A 19,247-nucleotide genomic window follows, 5' to 3' on the forward strand; every position below is an offset into this window, starting at 1 on the left:
CCGGCCAGCGGCCGGCACTACCGATTCGCTTACGTCGCGGACTTGCGCTTGAACACGCGCTGCACCACCACGAAGAACAGCGGCACGAAGAACACGCCGAGCACGGTGCCGACGATCATGCCGCCCAGCACGCCGGTGCCGATCGCCTGCTTGGCGCCGGAGCCGGCACCGCTGGAAATCGCCAGCGGTACCACGCCCATGCCGAAGGCCAGCGAAGTCATCACGATCGGGCGCAGGCGGTCGCGCACGGCGTGCATGATCGCGTCGACCAGGCTGGCGCCCTTCTCCAGGTTTTCCTTGGCGAACTCGACGATCAGGATCGCGTTCTTGCTGGTCAGGCCCACCGTGGTCAGCATCGCCACCTGGAAGTAGATGTCGCGCTCCAGGCCCTTGAAGGTGTTGGCCAGCACGGCACCGAGGATGCCCAGCGGGGCGGCCAGCAGCACTGCGGTCGGCACGCTCCAGCTTTCGTACATCGCGGCCAGGCACAGGAACACGATCATCAGCGACAGCGTGTACAGCAGCGGCGTCTGCGAGCCGGCCTGGCGCTCTTGGTAGGACATCGCCGTCCACTCGATACCGAAGCCTGCCGGCAACTGCTTGGCCAGCTGCTCGATTTCGGCCATGGCATCACCGGAGGCAACACCCGGGGCCGGTTCACCCTGGATTTCCATTGCCGATACGCCGTTGTAGCGCTCCAGGCGCGGCGAGCCGTAGTCCCAGTGCTTGGTGGCAAAGGCGCTGAACGGCACCATCTCGCCCTTGTCGTTCTTCACGGACCAGAGATCGAAGTCCTCCGGCACCATGCGGAACGCCTGGTCGGCCTGCACGAACACGCGCTTGACGCGGCCGCGATCGACGAAGTCATCGATGTACGAACTGCCCCATGCGGCCGCCAGCGTGCCGTTGATCTGGTCGATCGACAGCCCCAGCGAGGTTGCCTTGGCTGCGTCGATGTCGATGCGGAACTGCGGCGTGTCTTCCTGGCCGTTCGGGCGCACGTTGGCCAGCTTCTTGCTGCCGGCGGCAAGGCCAAGCAGCTGGTTGCGCGCGGCCACCAGGGCCTCGTGGCCCTGGCCACTGTTGTCCTTCAGGAAGAAGGTGTAGCCCGAGGCGGTACCCAGTTCCGGAATGGCCGGCGGCGGGAAGGCGAAGATGAAGGCATCCTTGATCTGGCCCAGTGCCGCCATCGCGCGGCCGGTGATCGGCATCACGCCATTGTTGGCGTCACGTTCGCTCCAGTCCTTCAGCTTGACGAACGCCATGCCCGCGTTCTGGCCCATGCCGGCGAAGCTGAAGCCCTGCACCGAGAACACCGAGTCCACCGCGTCCTTCTCGTTCTGCAGGAAGTGGTTTTCCAGTGCCGCGATCGATTCCAGCGTGCGTTCCTGGGTGGCGCCGACCGGCGCCTGCACCAGCGCCATCAGCACGCCCTGGTCCTCGTTGGGCAGGAACGAGCTGGGCAGGCGCACGAACAGCACGCCCATCAGCACGAACAGCGCCGCCACGATTCCCATGAAGCGCCAGGGACGGTGGATGATGCCGCGCACGCCGCGCTGGTAGCGTTCGCTGGTGCGGTCGAAGCCGCGGTTGAAGCCATTGAAGAAGCGACCGGCCAGGCCACGGTGGGCGACGTGGTGCTCGCCCTTCTTCAGCGGCTTGAGCAGGGTCGCGCACAGCGCCGGGGTCAGCACGATCGCGACCAGCACCGACAGCGCCATCGCCGAGACGATCGTGGCCGAGAACTGGCGGTAGATCACGCCGGTGGAGCCGCTCATGAAGGCCATCGGCACGAACACCGCCGACAGCACCAGGCCGATGCCGACCAGCGCACCGGTAATCTGGCCCATCGACTTGCGGGTCGCTTCAAGCGGCGACAGTCCTTCCTCGGACATGATGCGCTCGACGTTCTCCACCACCACGATGGCATCGTCCACCAGCAGGCCGATCGCCAGCACCATCGCGAACATGGTCAGCATGTTCACCGAGAAGCCCAGCATCGCCAGCACGCCGAACGTACCCAGCAGCACCACCGGCACCGCGATGGTCGGGATCAGGGTGGCGCGGAAGTTCTGCAGGAACAGGTACATCACCACGAACACCAGCACGATCGCTTCGATCAGGGTCTGCACCACGCCCTTGATCGACACGCGCACGAACGGGGTGGTGTCGTACGGGACCTCGGCCTTCAACCCGGCCGGGAAGAAGCTCTTCATGTCCTCCAGCGCAGCGTTCACGCCTGCGGCGGTGTCCAGCGCGTTGGCGCCGGTGGCCAGGGTGACCGCCAGGCCGCTGGCCGGCTGTCCGTTGTAACGGGTGACGAAGTCATAGGATTCGGCACCCAGTTCGACACGGGCAACGTCGCCCAGGCGCAGCTCGGCACCGTCCTGCGCGCCGCGCACGATGATGTTGCGGAACTGTTCCGGCGTCTGCAGGCGCGACTGCGCGTTGATGGTGGCGTTGAGCTGCTGGCCCTTCACCGATGGCGCACCGCCGAGCTGGCCGATCGCTACCTGGGCATTCTGCGCCTTGATCGCAGCGGTCACTTCCGGCACTGACAGGCCATAGGTGTGCAGCTTGTTCGGGTCCAGCCAGATGCGCATGGCGTACTTGCCGCCGAACACCTGGATGTTGCCCACGCCCGGCACGCGGCTCAGGCGGTCGACGACATTGGAACCGACGTAGTCGGCGATGTCGTTGGCGTCCATGCTGCCATTCTCGGACACGAACGCGATGACGTTCAGGAAGCCCGAGCTGGACTTGGCCACGTTGATGCCCTGCCGCTGCACTTCCTGCGGCAGCAGCGGCATGGCCAGCTGCAGCTTGTTCTGCACCTGCACCTGGGCGATGTCCGGGTTGGTGCCGCTCTCGAAGGTCAGGGTGATGGTGGCCTGGCCGTTGGACGAGCTGTTGGAGGAGAAGTAGATCAGGCCATCAAGGCCCTTCATGTTCTGCTCGATGATCTGCGTCACCGAGTCCTCGACCACCTTGGCCGACGCCCCCGGGTAGGTGGCGCTGATTTCCACCGCCGGCGGTGCGACGTTGGGATACATCGAGACCGGCAGCTTGAACAGGGCCAGGCCGCCGGCGAGCATGATGATGATGGCGATCACCCACGCAAAGATGGGTCGATCGATGAAAAAGCGTGCCATGGGGTTCTCCGCTTACTTCGCGTCGCCGGCCGGGGCGGCAGGCTGGGCGGTCGCTGCCGTCGTGGCCGGAGCTGCGCCCTTCTCGGTGGCCTTGACCGGCATGCCGGGGCCGATCTTCTGCAGGCCTTCGACGATGACCTTGTCGCCGGCCTTCAGGCCGTCCTCGACCAGCCACTTGTCGCCGACCGTGCGGCTGACCTTGACCGGGCGCACTTCGACCTTGTTGTCCTTGCCGACCACCATCGCGGTGGTGTCGCCCTTCGGGTCGCGGGCGATGCCCTGCATCGGCACCAGCACCGCATCGCTGCGCACGCCGCCGCCGATCACCGCACGCACGTACATGCCCGGCATCAGCAGGCCGTCCGGGTTGTCCACCTTCACGCGCAGGCCGAAGCTGCCGGTGGTCGGATCGACGCTGACTTCGGAGAACTCCAGCGTGCCCTTGTGCTCGAAGGTGCTGCCGTCTTCCATCAGGATGCTGACCGGGAGGGTCTGGTTGTCCTGCAGGCGGCCGGCAGCCAGTTCGCGGCGCAGCTGCAGCAGCTCGGCCGAAGACTGGGTCAGGTCGACATAGATCGGGTCCAGCTGCTGCACCGTGGCCAGTGCATTGGCCTGACCGGCGCTGACCAGCGCGCCCTGGGTGACGCTGGACTTGCCGATGCGGCCGCTGATCGGCGCAGTGATGCGGGCGTAGCCCAGGGTGACGTTGGCCGCATCCAGCGAGGCCTTGGCGGCACCGACGTCCGCTTCGGCCTGCTTCTGCGCGGCCACGGCGTTTTCCAGGTCCTGCTGGCTGACCGCATCGACCTTGGCCAGCTCGGTGATGCGCTTGGCGCTCAGGCGGGCGGCATTGGCGGTGGCTTCGGCACGGGCCAGCTGGGCGCGGGCGTTGTTGGCCTGGGCGCGGTAGCTGGCGTCGTCGAGCTGGTACAGCGGCTCGCCGGCCTTGACCATGCCGCCCTCGGTGAACAGGCGCTTGGCGACGATGCCATTGACCTGCGGGCGCACTTCGGCAACCAGGAAGGCATTGGTACGGCCCGGCAGTTCGCGGGTCAGGCCCACGGTCTCGGACTTCAGGGTGACCACGCTGACCTCGCCCGGGCCCTGCTCGGGGGCCTGGGGTTGGCCGCCACAGGCAGCCACGGTCGCAGCGATCGCCAGCGACAACGCAATGGGTCGGATTCGGCTCAGCAACATGACGGAAAGGCTCTCAGGGGAAGAAATCTCAAAAAGCGCTGATATCGACCGGTGGGGCCGGCCGGCAACGCGCTCCGGCGTGCGGCGGCAGCCACGGGCGGCCTGCCAGGTACACGGCGGGAATGATGGGAGCGAAATATACATACATGCTTGTTTGTTTGTAAACAGGTACAATTCAGCCACGTTTCACCCGCACTCGTACCCATCCATGGCCCGCAAGACCAAAGAGGACACCCAGGCAACCCGGGAAGGCATCCTTGACGCCGCCGAAGCCTGCTTCCATGAACACGGCGTGGCCCGGACCACGCTGGAGATGATCGGTGCCCGCGCCGGTTACACCCGCGGCGCGGTCTACTGGCACTTCAAGAACAAGAGCGAGGTGCTGGCCGCGATCGTCGAACGCGTGCACCTGCCTTTCATGCAGGAGCTGGAGCGCACCTCGACCGACCAGCGCGATACCCCGGTGCACGACCTGCGCGCGGTGATGATCCACTCGTTCATCGAACTGTCCGAGGACGAGCGCCTGCGCAAGACCATGGAGATCATGCTGCGCAGTGATGCCTCGGCCGACACCCGGGTACTGACCGAAATGCAGCAGGCCGGCTTCCGTGATGCGCTGGACCGGATGGAGCGCGCGCTGCGCCGCGCCCGCGACCTGGGCCAGCTGCGCGAGGGTGCCGACCCCAAGATCGCCGCACGCATGCTGCACGCCACCGTGCTGGGCGTGCTGCACGGCGCGATGGTCGAACCGGACCTGATGGACCTCAAGCGCGATGGCATGCTCGCGCTGGACATGACTCTGGCTGCCTACGTGAAGGACGGCGTGTTCGTTCCCGGCACCGTCCCCGAGCCGCTGCCCGAGGCGTGAACGAGGCTGCTCCCATCACTGCAGCACCCCTGCAAGGGTAGATCGATGATCCTGGACAACGTGGTGTGGGGCTTCATCGGCTGCGGCAGCGTCACCGAGAAGAAGAGCGGTCCGGCGCTGGCCAGTACGCCCGGCTCGCGGGTGGCGGCGGTCATGCGCCGCAATGCCGCATTGGCCGAAGACTATGCGCGCCGCCACGCGATTGCGCGCTGGTACGCGGATGCCGATGCACTGATCGCGGATCCTGAAGTGAACGCGGTGTACGTCGCCACCCCACCCTCCACGCACATGCAGTACGCATTGCAGGCGATCGCCGCAGGCAAGCCGGTCTACATCGAAAAGCCGATGGCAATGGACCATGGCGAATGCGAACGCGTTCTGGACGCCAGCGCGCGCTGCGGCGTGCCGGTGTTCGTGGCTTATTACCGCCGTGCCCTGCCCCGTTTCGCGCAGGTGAAGCAGCTGCTGGACAGCGGCGCGATCGGTACGCCGCGCAGCGTGCGCGCGACCCTGCACCGGCCGCATTCGGCGGCTGCCGCATCGCCGGATTTCTGGCGGACCAACCCCGCCATCGCTGGCGGCGGGCTGTTCGTCGACCTGGGCTCGCACACGCTGGACCTGCTCGACCATCTGCTGGGGCCGCTGAGCGATGTACGCGGCCTGGCCAGTTCGTCGACCGGCGCTTACGCCGCCGAGGACAGCGTCTCGATGTGCTTCCGCATCGGGCCAGGCGTGCATGGCATCGCGCAATGGAGCTTCTGCGCGTTCCGTCGCCAGGATGAGGTCGAGATCACCGGCGACCGTGGCCAGCTGCGCTTTGCGACCTTCGAGGATGTACCGGTGGTGCTGGAAACCGAAGCGGGCGTGCAGGCCTTCGACATCCCGAACCCGCCGTCGATCCAGCAGCCGTTGATCGCGCGCCTCGTGGGCGAGCTGCGTGGCAGCGGCCGTTCGCCCTCGACCGGCGCCAGCGCTGCGCGCACCAGTGCGGTGATCGACCAGGTGCTGCGGGACTACCGCACCCGGCCATCGCGCTGACCGCACAAGAAAAAGGCCGCCTTGCGGCGGCCTTTTCTGTTGCAGCGGGCGGGGCCAGAGCCCTCGCCGCGGCGAGGGATCCGAACCCATCGGGCGTTACAGGATGTAGCGGCTCAGGTCCGGATCCTGCACCAGCTCGCCCAGGTGCTTGTCCACGTAGGCGCTGTCGATCGCCAGGCTTTCACCGTCACGGTCCGGTGCCTCGTAGCTGAGTGAATCCAGCAGGCGCTCCAGCACGGTGTGCAGGCGGCGGGCACCGATGTTCTCCTGGCGCTCGTTCACCTGGAAGGCGATCTCGGCCAGGCGGTCGATGGCATCGGCGGTGAAGCTGACCTTGACCCCTTCGGTGGCCAGCAGTGCTTCGTACTGCTTGGTCAGCGCGGCCTTCGGTTCGGTCAGGATGCGCACGAAGTCATGCTTGCTCAGCGCACCCAGTTCAACGCGGATCGGGAAACGACCCTGCAGTTCCGGAATCAGGTCGCTGGGCTTGGCCAGGTGGAACGCGCCCGACGCGATGAACAGGATGTGGTCGGTCTTGATCGTGCCGTACTTGGTGGACACGTTGGAGCCTTCCACCAGCGGCAGCAGGTCACGCTGCACGCCTTCGCGCGATACATCACCACCGCCCACGTTGTCACCGCGCTTGGCGACCTTGTCGATCTCGTCGATGAAGACGATGCCATGCTGCTCGCACGCCTCGATCGCGGCGGTACGGATGTCGTCCTCGTTGACCAGCTTGCCGGCCTCTTCCTCGACCAGCAACGGGCGCGCGGCCTTGATGGTCAGCGTGCGCTTGTGCGCCTTCGCACCGCCCCCCAGGTTGGCGAACATCGACTTCAGCTGCTGGCCCATTTCCTCCATGCCCGGCGGGGTCATGATGTCCATGCTGACGTTGGCGGCCAGGTCCAGCTCGATCTCGCGCTCGTCCAGCTCGCCGTTGCGCAGCATCTTGCGGAACTTGATGCGGGTCTCGTTGTCCTGCGCCGACGGCTCGTTGCGCGCCACTTCCGGATCGAAACCGATGCCGCCGCTGCGGCGCGGCAGCAGTGCATCGAGGATGCGGTCTTCGGCGCGCTCTTCGGCTTGGGTGCGCACGCGCACCTTGGCCTGTTCGCGATACAGCTTGACCGCGGTATCGGCCAGGTCGCGGATGATCTGCTCGACGTCCTTGCCGACATAGCCGACTTCGGTGAAGCGGGTCGCTTCGACCTTCACGAACGGCGCGTTGGCCAGCGTGGCCAGGCGGCGCGCGATCTCGGTCTTGCCGACGCCGGTCGGGCCGATCATCAGGATGTTCTTCGGCATCACTTCATTGCGCAGCTCGGGCACCAGCTGCATGCGGCGCCAGCGGTTGCGCAGGGCGATGGCCACCGCGCGCTTGGCGTCGTGCTGGCCGACGATGTGCCGGTCCAGTTCCTGCACGATCTCGCGCGGGGTCATGGTGGCGGAGGAAACTTCGATCTTCGACATGGATGTGCTCACGGATTCTTTGTCGGTAGTGCCGGCCGCTTGCCGGCAACCAGGCACGCGTGCGGGGGAGCATGAGGTTGCCGGCCAGCGGCCGACGCTACCCTCACAGCTCCTCGACCACCACGTTGCGGTTGGTGTAGATGCAGATGTCGCCGGCGATGCCGATCGCTTCGCTGGCAATGGTGCGCGCATCCAGTGCGGTGTGTGCCATCAGCGCGCGCGCCGCAGACAGCGCGTACGAGCCACCAGAGCCGATGGCGATGATGCCGTCCTCGGGCTCGATCACATCGCCGGTGCCGCTGATGATCAGCGAGGTTTCCTTGTCGGCCACCGCCAACAGGGCTTCAAGCTTGCCGAGGCGGCGCTCGGTGCGCCAATCCTTGGCCAGTTCGACCGCCGCGCGCTGCAACTGGCCGTGCTTCTCCAGCTTGGCCTCGAACAGCTCGAACAGGGTGAAGGCATCGGCGGCCGCACCGGCGAAGCCGGCCAGCACCTGGCCGTCGCGGCCAAGGCGGCGCACCTTGCGTGCATTGCCCTTCATCACGGTGTGGCCCAGCGTGACCTGGCCGTCGCCGGCGATGGCCACGTGCTCGCCGCGACGGACGCAGACGATGGTGGTGGCGTGGAAAACGTTGGGGTTCTGACTGGGGTCCATGATGCCTCCGGGGTGACAGAACCAGAGGTGGGGACTGCGCTGCGCCCTTCAAGCCACCCGCGACCGGCTGCCGCAGGGGCAACGTTCAGCTTTCTCCGCTGCCGTCGTTGCTGCGTCGGCGCTTCGCGCGCGGATGCGCGGCGTCGTAGACCTTGGCCAGGTGCTGGAAATCGAGGTGGGTGTAGATCTGCGTGGTAGCGATGTCGGCGTGGCCGAGCAGTTCCTGCACGCCGCGCAGGTCACCGGACGATTCCAGGATGTGGCTGGCAAAACTGTGCCGCAGCATGTGCGGGTGCACCTGCTTGAACAGGCCCTGGCGCTGCGCCAGCTGGCGGATGCGGATCTGTACCGCACGCGGGCTGATCGGCCCGTTGCGGCCGGGAAATACCGGCGAAGCCGGGCCGCCACCACTTTCCGCGCGCCAGGCGTGCAGCGCTTCGCGCGCCGGCCGGCCGAACGGCACCCTGCGCTGGCGGTTGCCCTTGCCCAGCACGTTGACCAGGCCGCTGTCGAAATCCAGATCGCGCCAGGTCAGCGCGCAGACTTCGCTCAGGCGCAGGCCCGAGGAATAGAACAGCTCCAGCAGCGCGCGGTCACGGCGGCCGAGGTCGCCGTCCGGCTCCAGCTCGACCAGCTGCACGGCCTCATCGGCATCGAGAACCTGCGGCAAGCGGCGCGGCGCGCGCGGGGCCTTCAACGTCGCCGCCGGGCTGGCCTCGACGCGTCCGTGCTTGAGCAGCCAGGCGTAGAAGCTTCGGCAGGCCGACAGGCGGCGCTGCAGGCTCTTGGCCGACAGCCCGCGGCGATGCTCATCGGCCACGAACTGGCGCAACGCATCGGCATCCAGTGCTTCCACGGCCACGCCGCGCGGCTCGGCCCAGGCCGACAGCGCGTCCAGGTCGCGGCGGTAGGCATCCAGCGTATGCGCCGACATCCGCCGCTCCACCTGCAGGTGCTGCAGGAAGGCCTGTACCGCGCTCATCGCCGTCGTACCCTGCTCAGCCCGCGAAGCGCTTCAGGCCAGTGGCCAGGGCGTCGCCCATCATGCGCAGGAACAACGTGCCCATGCCCGGGTAGAAGCGGTTCGGGTCGTGGCTGCCGACCGCGATCAGGCCCACCCCCGGCAGTGGCAGCAGCGCGGTGGTCTGCACTTCCTCGCTGCGCGCGCCGTACAGCACGGCGTTCTTTTCCGGCTGCAGGCGGCCGCAGATCGGCTCGCCGTCCTTCAGGCAGTCGCGGAACGGCCCCAGCTGCGGATCATCGGCAGCGATCACCTGCAGCCAGTCGGCCTGCTCCAGCCCGGCCACCGGCGCATGTACCACCAGCCGCACCAGGTCGCCGGCGAAGTCTTCCTGCAGCGATGCGGCCATCGCGCGCAGGGTGTCAGCCGCGCTGTCCTGCTTCATCAGTGCCAGGGTCAGCTGGTGCGTACGCACCGCCAGCCGTTCATTGACCTGGGCGGTCGCGCCCAGGTCGGCCAACCGTCGCGCCAGCTCGCGGTTCTTCTCGCGCAGCACTTCCAGCTGGTAGCTGGCCAGCGACGCGGTCGGGCCATCATCACGCGGCACCACCAGGGTCAGCGCCAGGTCCGGGAACTGCTTGAGGAAGCCCGGATGACGCCGCAACCAGGCAGCGACTTCATGGGCCCCGAGCTTGTCGACGGTTTCGGTCATGCCACCCACTCCCCTTCGAAGACGAATGCGGTCGGGCCGGCCATCACCACCGGCTGGCCCTCGCCCGGCCACTGGATGCGCAGGTCGCCGCCGGGCAGGCTGATGCGGGCATCCCGCTGCAGGCGGCCGCGCTGCATCAGGGTCACCGCGGCGGCGCAGGCGCCACTGCCGCAGGCCAGGGTTTCGCCGACGCCGCGCTCGAACACGCGCAGGCGGGCGTGCGCCGGGCCCATGACCTGGGCAAAGCCCACGTTCACCGACCTCGGGAACGACGCGTGCTGCTGCAGCAGCGCACCCACGCGCTCGACCGGTGCGGCATCGATCAGGCCCACTTCGATCACGGCATGCGGGTTGCCCATCGACACTGCGGCGAAGCGTACGCTCTCGCCCTGCAGCGGCAGCAGGTATTCCTCGCGCGGGTGGGCAAAGCCCACCAGCGGTACGTTGGCCGGCTCGAACGCGGGCACCCCCATGGTCACGGCGAACTGGCCACCGCCCAGCACCTTCACTTCATGGCTGGCCAACGGGCTGTCGATGACGAATGTATCGCCTTGCGCACTGCCTTCGCGCACCAGCCAGGCCGCGATGCAGCGCGCACCGTTGCCGCACTGTTCGGAGTTGGAACCGTCGGCATTCCAGATGCGGTACGAGGCCACCGAACCGTCCGCACGCGCCGCCTCGATGGTCAGGATCTGGTCGCAGCCGACGCCGATGTGGCGGTCGGCCAGGCGCGCGGCTAGTTCAGGCGTGGGCGGCGCGGTGCCGTCACGCAGATCAATCACTACGAAATCATTGCCCGCGCCATGCATCTTGCTGAAGCGCAGGGCCCTGGAACCGGCCTTACTCATTCCCGCTGCCCGCCTTCTTCTCCGGCGCGGGTGCCGGCTGGGTGGTCGGTGCAGCCGGGTCCACGGTGGTGGCCGGGGTAGCGGTGCCCTGGGTCTGCGCCGGGGTCGCCTCGGTGGCGGGCTCAGCTGCCGGTTCGACGGTCTCTTCCACCGGCACCGGCTTCTGCGGCAGTACCAGCGGGCCCTTGTTGCCGCAGGCGACGAGGAACAGCAGCGAGGCCGCTGCCAGCGGAATCAGGATGGCGTTTCGATGGGGGATCTTCATGCCCCGAGTATAGCCATTGGCGGCTGAGCGGTTGGTGCAGGGGATCGGGTTGCCGGCCAGCGGCCGGCACTACCGCCGGTGCTCAATCCGCGGGGGGCGGCAGTGGCCGGGTCCACAGCCAGATCGCCACCACGGTCATGCTGCCGATCGAGAACCACTTCACCCACGCGATCGGCACGCACCACAGCATGATGCAGGCGCACACGGCCATGGTGATCGTGGCCATCCACTTGCCGTAGCGGCTGACCGCCCCGTGAGCCTGCCAGTTGGCGATGGCCGGGCCGAAGCGCGGATGCTGCAGCAGCCAGGTGTGCAGGCGCTCGGATCCGCGCGAGGCAGCCCACGCCGAGATCAGGATGAACACGGTGGTGGGAAGGCCCGGCACGAAGATGCCGACGATGCCGGTGCCCAGGCTGACGTAGGCCAGCAGCCACCACGCCCAGCGGAAACGCACCACGCGTGGCGGCACAGCGCTATCGCCGGAGGCTGGTGGTTCGGGCAGGCTCATGGCCGCAAGGATACCGGTTCGGGGCGCCGGGAATGCCCGGCACCCCTTCACGCTCAGGGCTGGGCGATGCCCAGCTGCTGCAGCACGAATGCGTACGACTCGGACAGCTCGCGGTAGCGCTGGAAGCGCCCCGACTTGCCGCCGTGGCCGGCTTCCATGTTGGTGCGGAACAGGATCGGGTAGTGGCCGGTGTTGTCATCCCGCAGCCTGGCCACCCACTTGGCCGGCTCCCAGTACTGCACCTGCGAATCCCACAGGCCGGTGCCCACGAACAGCGCCGGGTAGGCCTGCCGCTTCACGTTGTCGTAGGGCGAGTAGGACAGCATGTAGTCGTAATACTGTTTCTGTTCCGGGTTGCCCCACTCGTCGTACTCGTTGGTGGTCAGCGGAATGGTCGGGTCGAGCATGGTGGTGACCACGTCGACGAACGGCACCTGCGCCACCATCACCCGGTAATCCTGCGGCGCCTGGTTGGCCACCGCGCCCATCAGCAGGCCACCGGCGCTGCCGCCGGACGCGGCGACGCGATCCTTCGCCGCCCAACCCTGCGCGACCAGGCCGCGGGTGACATCGATGAAGTCGTTGAAGGTGTTCTGCTTGTGCAGCAGCTTGCCGTTCTCGTACCAGTCGCGGCCCATTTCCTGGCCACCGCGGATGTGGGCGATGGCATACACCACGCCACGATCGAGCAGGCTGACCGCCGTCTGGTTGAAGTACGGGTCCATCGACATGCCGTAGCTGCCGTAGGCGTACTGGAACAGCGCGCCCTTGCCATCCTTCTGGTAGCCCTTGCGGTAGACCAGCGACACCGGCACCTTCACCCCATCACGCGCGGTGATCCAGACGCGATCGGTTTCGTACTTCGAGGCGTCATAGCCGATCACCGGCTGCACCTTCAGTTGGCGGCGCTCACCGGTGGCGGTGTTCAGTTCGAACACGGTGGTCGGGGTGGTCATCGAGGTGTAGACATAGCGCAGCCACGGCGTGTCGGCCTCGGTGTTGTCGCCCAGGCCCATCGAATACGCCGGCTCATCAGCCTTCACGTAGTCGCTGCGGCCATCCTTGAACAGCAGGCGGATACGCTCCAGGCCCTCGGAACGTTCGGCGATGGCGGTGTACGCATCGAACAGTTCAAAGCCCTCGATGAACACCGCATCGTCGTGCGCGATCCAATCCTTCCATTGCGCGCGCGAGGTGGCATCGGTCGGCGCAGTGACCAGCTTGAAATTCTTCGCACCGTCGTTGGTGCGGATCACCCAGCGGCCGTCGTAGTGGTCGGCGTCGTATTCGACGTCGCGCTGGCGCGGGGCCAGCACGGTGAACGTGGTCGGATCGCTGGCCGGCGCGTAGCGCTCTTCCGACGACACCGTGCTGTGCACGCCGATGGTGATGAAGCGATCGTCGCGGGTGCGGCCGATGCCCATGTAGAAGCTGTCGTCCTGTTCTTCGTAGACCACGGTGTCGGCGCTGACCGGGGTGCCCAGCACGTGCTTTTTCACCCGCACGGTCAGCAGCGTTTCCGGATCGTTCTCGACGTACAGCACGGTGCGGTTGTCGTCGGCCCAGACCAGGTCGCCGGAGCTGCCGGTGATCACATCGGGCAGCACCTGGCCGGTGCGCAGGTCCTTGAAGCGGATCGTGTACTGGCGGCGGCCGACATCATCATCGGCCCAGGCCAGCAGCTGGTTGTCCTGGCTCACTTCCATCGAGCCGACGCTGAAATAGCCCTTGCCGGCGGCCATGGCGTTGACGTTCAGCAGGATCTCCTCGGCGGCCTCCATGCTGCCCTTGCGGCGCGCGTGGATCGGATAGTCCTGGCCGGTCTCGAAGCGGCTGTAATACCAGTAGCCGCGCTCGCGCGCCGGCACGCTGGAATCATCCTGCTTGATGCGGCCGACGATCTCCTTGTAGAGGGTGTCTTCGAGCGGCTTGAGCGGCGCCAGCACCTGGTCCGCGTAGGCATTCTCGGCCTGCAGGTAAGCCAGCATGTCCTTGTTCTCGCGCTTGTCGTCGCGCAGCCAGTAATAGTCATCGTTGCGGGTCGCGCCGAACGGCGCCTTGACCACATGCGGATGCCTGGCGGCATCCGGCGGAACGGGCGGAGTGGCGGCGGTAGCAGTCGTGGTCATCAGGCTGGCGAGCAACAGGCAGAGGGTGGACTTCATGAAATAGGGTTCCTGGCGCATCAATGCAATGGTCTTCGGCGGGGACACATCCGTTTTCCCGAAAGGGGATCTGACCCCAATCCCGGCAACGCGGCAACCCTGCGGATCGTCATGGTGGCCATGCCTGCCGGTAGTGCCGGCCGCAGGCCGGCAACCGACCCACCCGCAGGCCGTGAGGTTGCCGGCCAGCGGCCGGCACTACCAGAGCGCGTGACCCCGGTGCGCGGCGTACCATGGGCACATGAGCACCCTGCCCCACCCGCCGGGCTACAGCCGGCGCAGCCATGAAATCGCCCCGTTCCACGTGATGTCCCTGCTGGCCCGCGCGCAGGCGCTGGAACAGGCCGGCCACGATGTGATCCACCTGGAAATCGGCGAGCCGGACTTCACCACGGCCGAACCGGTCGTGCGTGCCGGCCAGGCCGCATTGGCCGCCGGCCATACCCGCTACACCGCTGCACGCGGCCTGCCGGCGCTGCGCCAGGCGATCAGCGGCTTCTATCGCAGCCACTACGGGCTGGACATCGACCCTGAACGCATCCTGGTCACTCCGGGCGGCTCCGGTGCGCTGCTGCTGGCCAGCAGCCTGCTGGTCGACCCCGGGCGCCACTGGCTGCTGGCCGACCCCGGTTATCCGTGCAACCGTCATTTCCTGCGCCTGGTGGAAGGCGGCGCGCAACTGGTGCCGGTTGGCCCGGACACGGCCTACCAGCTCACCCCCTCCCTGGTCGAACAGCACTGGAACGCCGACAGCGTCGGCGCGCTGGTCGCCTCGCCGGCCAACCCCACCGGCACCGTGCTTGCCGCCGACGAACTGGCGGCACTGTCGCAGGCCCTGCACGCGCGGGGCGGCCACCTGGTGGTGGACGAGATCTACCACGGCCTGACCTACGGCCTGGATGCACCCAGCGTGCTGCAGGTGGACGACAGCGCGTTCGTGCTGAACAGTTTCTCCAAGTACTTCGGCATGACCGGCTGGCGGCTGGGCTGGCTGGTGGCACCCCCGGCAGCGGTACCGGACCTGGAGAAGCTGGCGCAGAACCTGTACATCAGCGCCTCCAGCATCGCCCAGCACGCCGCGCTGGCGTGTTTCAGCGAAGAATCGATGGCGATCTTCGAGCAGCGTCGCGAAGCGTTCCGCCAGCGTCGCGACTTCCTGCTGCCCGCGCTGCGTGAGCTGGGCTTCCGTATCGAGGTCGAGCCGCAGGGCGCGTTCTACCTGTACGCCGACGTCAGCGCATTCACCGACGATGCGCAGGCGTTCTGCGCCCACTTCCTGGAAACCGAGCACGTGGCGTTCACCCCGGGCCTGGATTTCGGCTTCCATCGCGCCAACCAGCACGTGCGGCTGGCGTACACGCAGGAAGTACCCCGGTTGCAGGAGGCGGTGGCGCGTATCGCGCGCGGGTTGAAGCGCTGGCAGGGATAACGTTGACGGTAGTGCCGGCCGCTGGCCGGCAACCCCGGAATGCGTGAATGATGCAGTTGCCGGCCAGCGGCCGGCACTACCGGCAAAGAAAAGCGCCGCCCTCGGGCGGCGTTTTCCGTTCTGCTTACTTGCCGCCCAGCCGCTCCCACAGGAAGCTGTAGGCCAGCGCCGACATGTGCGCGGCCTGCGCGTTGTTGGCGGCGCCGCCGTGGCCCCCTTCGATGTTCTCGTAGTAGGTCACGTCCTTGCCGGCGTCGATCATCTTCGCGGCCATCTTGCGGGCGTGGCCCGGGTGCACGCGGTCGTCGCGGGTCGAGGTGGTGAACAGCACCGGCGGGTAGTTCTTCTTCGCGTTGAACAGGTGGTACGGCGAGAAGGTCTTGATGAACTCCCAGTCGCTGGTATCCGGGTTGCCGTACTCGGCCATCCACGAGGCGCCAGCCAACAGATGGCTGTAGCGCTTCATGTCCAGCAGCGGCACCTGCACCACCACCGCACCGAACAGTTCCGGGTACTGGGTCAGCATGTTGCCGGTCAGCAGGCCACCGTTGCTGCCGCCCTGCACGCCCAGGTGCTTGGCGCTGGTGATCTTGCGCTTGACCAGGTCCCGCGCCACCGCAGCCATGTCTTCATAGGCCTTGTGACGGTTCTGCTTCAGCGCCGCCTGGTGCCAGCGCGGGCCGTACTCGCCGCCGCCGCGGATGTTGGCGACCACATACACACCGCCCTTCTCCAGCCAGGCGCGGCCCATGCCACCGGAATAGCTCGGGGTCAGCGAGATCTCGAAGCCACCGTAGCCGTACAGCAACGTCGGATTGGAGCCATCGAGCTTCATCGCCCTGTCGTGCACCACGAAGTACGGCACGCGGGTGCCGTCCTTGCTGGTGGCGAAGTGCTGCTCGATCACCTTGCCCTTGGCATCGAAGAAGGCCGGCATGGTCTTCAGCGTTTCCGGTGCCTGGCCGATCTCGGCCAGGGCCAGCGTGGTCGGGGTCAGGTAGTCGGTTGCAGTCAGCCACACCGCATCGCTGTCGTTGCTGTCCACGGCCGCCACGCCCAGCGTGCCAAAGGCCGGCGCGCCCACGAAGCGGCTGGTCTGCCAGCCATTGGCGCCCGGGGTCAGCACCGACAGGCGGTTCTTGACGTCGTCCAGCACATTCAGCACCAGGTGGTTCTTGGTCCAGGTGGCGCTGGCCAGCGAGGTGGTCGCGGTCGGGGTGAACAGCACGTCGAACTCGCGCTTGCCGGCCAGGAAGTCATCCAGCTTCGTCGCCAGCAGCGAACCGGACGCGTACGTCTTGCCGCCCACGGTCCACGGATCGCGCAGCTCCAGGGTCAGCCACTGCTTGTGCAGGCCCTTCTCGGCCGAATTCGGCGCGTCGATCTTGGTCAGCGTGCCGTCGTCGCCGCGCAGGTAGATCTCGTTGTTGTAGAACGCCAGGGTGCGGCTGACCAGGTTGCGTTCGAAGCCCGGGGTGTCATCGTGCATCGCCGCGATGTACATGTCCTCCGGCTTGCCTTCATACACCACGGTGGCCGAGGCCATCGGCGTGCCGCGCTTCCACAGCTTGGCCACGCGCGGGTAGCCGGAGGTGGTCATCGAGCCGGCACCGAAGTCGGTGTAGACGAACACGGTGTCGCGATCGACCCAGTTGAGGCCGCCCTTCGACTCCGGACGGAAGAAGCCGTCCTTGATCCAGGTCTTGTTGGCCAGGTCGAACTCGCGGGTCACGTCGGCGTCGGCACCGCCGCGCGACAGCGCGATCAGGCAGCGGCTGTAATCCGGGCGCAGGCAGTCGGCGCCGTGCCAGACCCAGTTCTCACCCTCGGCCTTGTTCAGTGCATCCAGGTCGAGCACGGTCTCCCACTGCGGCGAGGCCTTGCGGTACTCGGCCAGGGTGGTGCGCCGCCACAGGCCGCGCTCGTGCTGCTGGTCCTTCCAGAAGTTGTAGTAGTAGTCACCGATCTTCTGCACGCCGGGAATCTTGGCATCGGAGTCGAGCACCTCGCGGATGCGGGTCTCCATCTGCTTGAAGGCCGGGGTCTGCGCCAGGCGCGCCTCGGACTTGGCATTCTGTTCCTTGACCCAGGACAGCGGCTTGTCGCCGGTGACGTCCTCCAGCCAGGCGTAGCGATCGGTGTCTTCAGCGGCCACGGCGGTCCCCACCGAGGCAGCGGTCATCATGCCGGCCAGCAGGCAGGCGGAAGCGAGTCGTGACATTGCAGCTCCAGGCAGTCATAAGCCGTGGAACGCTAGCACGGAATGTCGTGGCCTCCCCCGTGTCGAAGGTCAGGCCGTGGCGGCCGGGCTGCGCCGGCCACGCGAGGCCGGAACAGGCCTGCGCCGCGCCTGTCCACCGGTACGCCGCGCCAGCCGCAGCCCTGACAGGCGCGGCAGTGGAAAGCGCAGCAGCGCCCACCAGGCCACCAGCGGCATGCCCACCAGCCACATCGGCAGCCAGCCCAGCCACGTGCTGTTGCCACGTGCCGCCGGCCAGACCAGCACCAGCGCCAGCCCGGCCAGGGCCAGCTGCCGCACGCCACGCAGCAGGCGCGGGTCGGCGCGTTCGACAATGCGTTCAGTTGCAGGGCGACGGACGGAACGTGCGTTCATGGGGCTTCTCCGGTAGACAATGCAACACAGCTTGGGCAAGCCCCTTCTCACAGGTTGCGACACCATTGACGGATCGCGCACGCTCAGTCGACCATGCTCAGGCAAAGCCCTCCTGAGCCCGCTCCCGCATGACTTCGATCCGCCCGCTCTGCGCCGTGTTGCTGGCCCTGTCCCTGGCGGGTCCCGCCATGGCGGCCGGTGAGCCGCCATCACCCCGTGCCAGCGTCCCGCGCGCCGCCGATCCGGATGCACCGATCGACCTGAAGCGCTTCATGGGCACCTGGTACGTGATCGGCCGCGTGCCGAACTTCATCGAGCGCGGGCACGTGGCCAGCGTCAACGAGTACGAACTGCGCGACGCGCACAAGGTCGGCATCACCTACCGTTACCGCGATGGCTTCGGCGAACCGCTGCAGGAAGTGCGCGCGCGCGCCAGCGTCGACCCGGACAGCGGCAACCACGGCTGGCGCACCTGGTTCTACCGCGTGGTGCCCACCCATTCGCGGGTACTGGAAGTCGCCCCGGATTACTCGTGGGCGCTGATCGGTTATCCGGGCCGTGAGATGGCCTGGATCTTCTCGCGCACGCCGGACATGGACAAAGCCCTGTACAAGGAGCTGGCCGAGCGCCTGCGTGACGAGTACGGGGTAAACACCGACAAGCTCAAGCGCGTGCCGCAGCACCCGGAGCAGGTCGGCAAGCTGGGCTACGAAGTACCGAACGCGCGTTGACCGGATCGTGGGCGCGGATCCGGGGCCGCGCGTCCAGGATTCATGCCGCCCGAGGCTGTACGCGGCGTTCGATCTCGCTGCGTGTTGGCAATGTCTTGAGATCGTAGGCCGCCTGCATCGCAAGCCAGGAAGCGGCATCCCCGCCGAAATGCCGTGCCAACCGCGCTGCCGTGTCCGCCGAGATGCTGCGCTGACCGTGGACGATGGCGTGCAGCCGCGTTGCGGGAACATCCAGCGCCTTCGCCAGCGCATTCACGCTCAGCGACAGGGGCAGCAGAAACTCTTCGCGCAGGATCTCGCCAGGATGGATGGCGCGCATGCCGTTGTGGGGACGCTTCATGGCGGGCACCTCAGTGATAGTCAACAATTTCCACGGCATCGGCGCCGCTGTCGGTCCAGGTGAAACAGAGCCGCCACTGATCATTGATACGGAGGCTGTATTGTCCTCTCCGATCACCTGACAGCGCCTCAAGACGATTCCCGGGCGGGCTGCGCAGGAAGGCCAGCGTCTGTGCCGAATCGAGCAGCTGGAGTTTACGTTCAGCCGCGCGTCGTATCGGGCGCCAAGCGCGAGGGCAGGCTCCTTCAAACAGGGCGCGGGTCTGCTTGCAGCGGAATGAACGGATCATTCCGT

18 protein-coding genes are annotated in these 19,247 nt (G+C 67.1%); 4 read left to right on the top strand and 14 right to left on the bottom strand.

The window, feature by feature from the left end; translation table 11 throughout:
• Positions 1 to 29: 29 nt before the first annotated feature.
• Both smeE and smeD read right to left on the bottom strand, forming a co-directional pair.
• Complete coding sequence (gene smeE, locus AC5P9I_RS20240; RefSeq protein ID WP_049464609.1) at positions 30 to 3,152, bottom strand: multidrug efflux RND transporter permease subunit SmeE; 3,123 nt, start codon at positions 3,150 to 3,152, stop codon at positions 30 to 32.
• Between the two features lie 12 nt (positions 3,153 to 3,164).
• Complete coding sequence (gene smeD, locus AC5P9I_RS20245; RefSeq protein ID WP_049464611.1) at positions 3,165 to 4,349, bottom strand: multidrug efflux RND transporter periplasmic adaptor subunit SmeD; 1,185 nt, start codon at positions 4,347 to 4,349, stop codon at positions 3,165 to 3,167.
• A gap of 208 nt (positions 4,350 to 4,557) precedes the next feature.
• On the opposite strand from smeD, the gene smeT reads away from it, so the two are divergent.
• Positions 4,558 to 5,217, top strand: coding sequence for an efflux transporter SmeDEF transcriptional repressor SmeT (gene smeT / locus AC5P9I_RS20250; protein ID WP_005411090.1), 660 nt, complete (start codon positions 4,558 to 4,560; stop codon positions 5,215 to 5,217).
• Between the two features lie 45 nt (positions 5,218 to 5,262).
• Positions 5,263 to 6,255, top strand: coding sequence for a Gfo/Idh/MocA family protein (locus tag AC5P9I_RS20255; protein ID WP_130768213.1), 993 nt, complete (start codon positions 5,263 to 5,265; stop codon positions 6,253 to 6,255).
• Between the two features lie 96 nt (positions 6,256 to 6,351).
• Here AC5P9I_RS20255 and hslU read toward each other — a convergent pair whose 3' ends face one another.
• The 8 genes from hslU to AC5P9I_RS20295 all read right to left on the bottom strand — a co-directional run bounded on the left by hslU (position 6,352) and on the right by AC5P9I_RS20295 (position 13,839).
• Positions 6,352 to 7,725: an ATP-dependent protease ATPase subunit HslU gene (gene hslU, locus AC5P9I_RS20260; RefSeq protein WP_049464617.1), complete on the bottom strand. Its 1,374-nt coding sequence runs from the start codon at positions 7,723 to 7,725 to the stop codon at positions 6,352 to 6,354.
• Positions 7,726 to 7,828: 103 nt separating this feature from the next.
• Positions 7,829 to 8,380, bottom strand: coding sequence for an ATP-dependent protease subunit HslV (hslV, locus tag AC5P9I_RS20265; RefSeq protein ID WP_049464619.1), 552 nt, complete (start codon positions 8,378 to 8,380; stop codon positions 7,829 to 7,831).
• 85 nt (positions 8,381 to 8,465) lie between these two features.
• Complete coding sequence (gene xerC, locus AC5P9I_RS20270) at positions 8,466 to 9,362, bottom strand: tyrosine recombinase XerC (protein ID WP_049464621.1); 897 nt, start codon at positions 9,360 to 9,362, stop codon at positions 8,466 to 8,468.
• A 16-nt stretch (positions 9,363 to 9,378) separates the two neighbouring features.
• Positions 9,379 to 10,053: a DUF484 family protein gene (locus AC5P9I_RS20275; protein WP_049464623.1), complete on the bottom strand. Its 675-nt coding sequence runs from the start codon at positions 10,051 to 10,053 to the stop codon at positions 9,379 to 9,381.
• The gene (gene dapF / locus AC5P9I_RS20280) at positions 10,050 to 10,901 is read right to left on the bottom strand and encodes a diaminopimelate epimerase (RefSeq protein ID WP_049464625.1); all 852 of its coding nucleotides are present in this window, start codon (positions 10,899 to 10,901) and stop codon (positions 10,050 to 10,052) included. The genes AC5P9I_RS20275 and dapF overlap by 4 nt, the downstream gene beginning before the upstream one ends.
• The gene (gene lptM / locus AC5P9I_RS20285) at positions 10,894 to 11,166 is read right to left on the bottom strand and encodes an LPS translocon maturation chaperone LptM (RefSeq protein ID WP_049464627.1); all 273 of its coding nucleotides are present in this window, start codon (positions 11,164 to 11,166) and stop codon (positions 10,894 to 10,896) included. The genes dapF and lptM overlap by 8 nt, the downstream gene beginning before the upstream one ends.
• A gap of 82 nt (positions 11,167 to 11,248) precedes the next feature.
• On the bottom strand, positions 11,249 to 11,674 hold the full coding sequence (locus AC5P9I_RS20290) for a YbaN family protein (RefSeq protein ID WP_049464629.1): 426 nt from the start codon (positions 11,672 to 11,674) through the stop codon (positions 11,249 to 11,251).
• A 53-nt stretch (positions 11,675 to 11,727) separates the two neighbouring features.
• Positions 11,728 to 13,839 carry a S9 family peptidase gene (locus tag AC5P9I_RS20295; RefSeq protein WP_049464659.1) on the bottom strand — a complete coding sequence of 704 codons (2,112 nt, stop codon included), beginning with the start codon at positions 13,837 to 13,839 and terminating at the stop codon, positions 11,728 to 11,730.
• A gap of 241 nt (positions 13,840 to 14,080) precedes the next feature.
• On the opposite strand from AC5P9I_RS20295, the gene AC5P9I_RS20300 reads away from it, so the two are divergent.
• Entirely contained in the window at positions 14,081 to 15,268 is a 1,188-nt protein-coding gene (locus AC5P9I_RS20300; RefSeq protein ID WP_064239221.1) for a pyridoxal phosphate-dependent aminotransferase, read from the top strand.
• A gap of 124 nt (positions 15,269 to 15,392) precedes the next feature.
• Here AC5P9I_RS20300 and AC5P9I_RS20305 read toward each other — a convergent pair whose 3' ends face one another.
• Together AC5P9I_RS20305 and AC5P9I_RS20310 are read right to left on the bottom strand one after the other, a co-directional pair.
• Positions 15,393 to 17,489 (bottom strand): prolyl oligopeptidase family serine peptidase, encoded by a 2,097-nt coding sequence (locus AC5P9I_RS20305; RefSeq protein WP_064239222.1) that lies wholly within the window; start codon positions 17,487 to 17,489, stop codon positions 15,393 to 15,395.
• Between the two features lie 69 nt (positions 17,490 to 17,558).
• Positions 17,559 to 17,882, bottom strand: coding sequence for a hypothetical protein (locus AC5P9I_RS20310; RefSeq protein WP_103282036.1), 324 nt, complete (start codon positions 17,880 to 17,882; stop codon positions 17,559 to 17,561).
• Positions 17,883 to 18,010: 128 nt separating this feature from the next.
• Here AC5P9I_RS20310 and AC5P9I_RS20315 point away from each other — a divergent pair, with 128 nt between their 5' ends.
• Positions 18,011 to 18,613: a lipocalin family protein gene (locus tag AC5P9I_RS20315; RefSeq protein ID WP_049464637.1), complete on the top strand. Its 603-nt coding sequence runs from the start codon at positions 18,011 to 18,013 to the stop codon at positions 18,611 to 18,613.
• A gap of 40 nt (positions 18,614 to 18,653) precedes the next feature.
• Here AC5P9I_RS20315 and AC5P9I_RS20320 read toward each other — a convergent pair whose 3' ends face one another.
• Together AC5P9I_RS20320 and AC5P9I_RS20325 are read right to left on the bottom strand one after the other, a co-directional pair.
• On the bottom strand, positions 18,654 to 18,953 hold the full coding sequence (locus AC5P9I_RS20320; protein ID WP_049439995.1) for a HigA family addiction module antitoxin: 300 nt from the start codon (positions 18,951 to 18,953) through the stop codon (positions 18,654 to 18,656).
• Positions 18,954 to 18,963: 10 nt separating this feature from the next.
• A complete protein-coding gene (locus AC5P9I_RS20325) occupies positions 18,964 to 19,242 on the bottom strand; it encodes a type II toxin-antitoxin system RelE/ParE family toxin (RefSeq protein ID WP_080355515.1) in 279 nt (92 codons plus the stop codon).
• Between the last annotated feature and the right edge of the window lie 5 nt (positions 19,243 to 19,247).

The organism is Stenotrophomonas sp. YJH_SMC_29 (assembly GCF_059371235.1).

Bases quoted from the DNA above. Each gene is read 5' to 3' on its own strand.
- smeE (WP_049464609.1), bottom strand. From the start codon at position 3,152: ATGGCACGCTTTTTCATCGATCGACCCATCTTTGCGTGGGTGATCGCC.
- smeD (WP_049464611.1), bottom strand. From the start codon at position 4,349: ATGTTGCTGAGCCGAATCCGACCCATTGCGTTGTCGCTGGCGATCGCT.
- smeT (WP_005411090.1), top strand. From the start codon at position 4,558: ATGGCCCGCAAGACCAAAGAGGACACCCAGGCAACCCGGGAAGGCATC.
- AC5P9I_RS20255 (WP_130768213.1), top strand. From the start codon at position 5,263: ATGATCCTGGACAACGTGGTGTGGGGCTTCATCGGCTGCGGCAGCGTC.
- hslU (WP_049464617.1), bottom strand. From the start codon at position 7,725: ATGTCGAAGATCGAAGTTTCCTCCGCCACCATGACCCCGCGCGAGATC.
- hslV (WP_049464619.1), bottom strand. From the start codon at position 8,380: ATGGACCCCAGTCAGAACCCCAACGTTTTCCACGCCACCACCATCGTC.
- xerC (WP_049464621.1), bottom strand. From the start codon at position 9,362: ATGAGCGCGGTACAGGCCTTCCTGCAGCACCTGCAGGTGGAGCGGCGG.
- AC5P9I_RS20275 (WP_049464623.1), bottom strand. From the start codon at position 10,053: ATGACCGAAACCGTCGACAAGCTCGGGGCCCATGAAGTCGCTGCCTGG.
- dapF (WP_049464625.1), bottom strand. From the start codon at position 10,901: ATGAGTAAGGCCGGTTCCAGGGCCCTGCGCTTCAGCAAGATGCATGGC.
- lptM (WP_049464627.1), bottom strand. From the start codon at position 11,166: ATGAAGATCCCCCATCGAAACGCCATCCTGATTCCGCTGGCAGCGGCC.
- AC5P9I_RS20290 (WP_049464629.1), bottom strand. From the start codon at position 11,674: ATGAGCCTGCCCGAACCACCAGCCTCCGGCGATAGCGCTGTGCCGCCA.
- AC5P9I_RS20295 (WP_049464659.1), bottom strand. From the start codon at position 13,839: ATGAAGTCCACCCTCTGCCTGTTGCTCGCCAGCCTGATGACCACGACT.
- AC5P9I_RS20300 (WP_064239221.1), top strand. From the start codon at position 14,081: ATGAGCACCCTGCCCCACCCGCCGGGCTACAGCCGGCGCAGCCATGAA.
- AC5P9I_RS20305 (WP_064239222.1), bottom strand. From the start codon at position 17,489: ATGTCACGACTCGCTTCCGCCTGCCTGCTGGCCGGCATGATGACCGCT.
- AC5P9I_RS20310 (WP_103282036.1), bottom strand. From the start codon at position 17,882: ATGAACGCACGTTCCGTCCGTCGCCCTGCAACTGAACGCATTGTCGAA.
- AC5P9I_RS20315 (WP_049464637.1), top strand. From the start codon at position 18,011: ATGACTTCGATCCGCCCGCTCTGCGCCGTGTTGCTGGCCCTGTCCCTG.
- AC5P9I_RS20320 (WP_049439995.1), bottom strand. From the start codon at position 18,953: ATGAAGCGTCCCCACAACGGCATGCGCGCCATCCATCCTGGCGAGATC.
- AC5P9I_RS20325 (WP_080355515.1), bottom strand. From the start codon at position 19,242: ATGATCCGTTCATTCCGCTGCAAGCAGACCCGCGCCCTGTTTGAAGGA.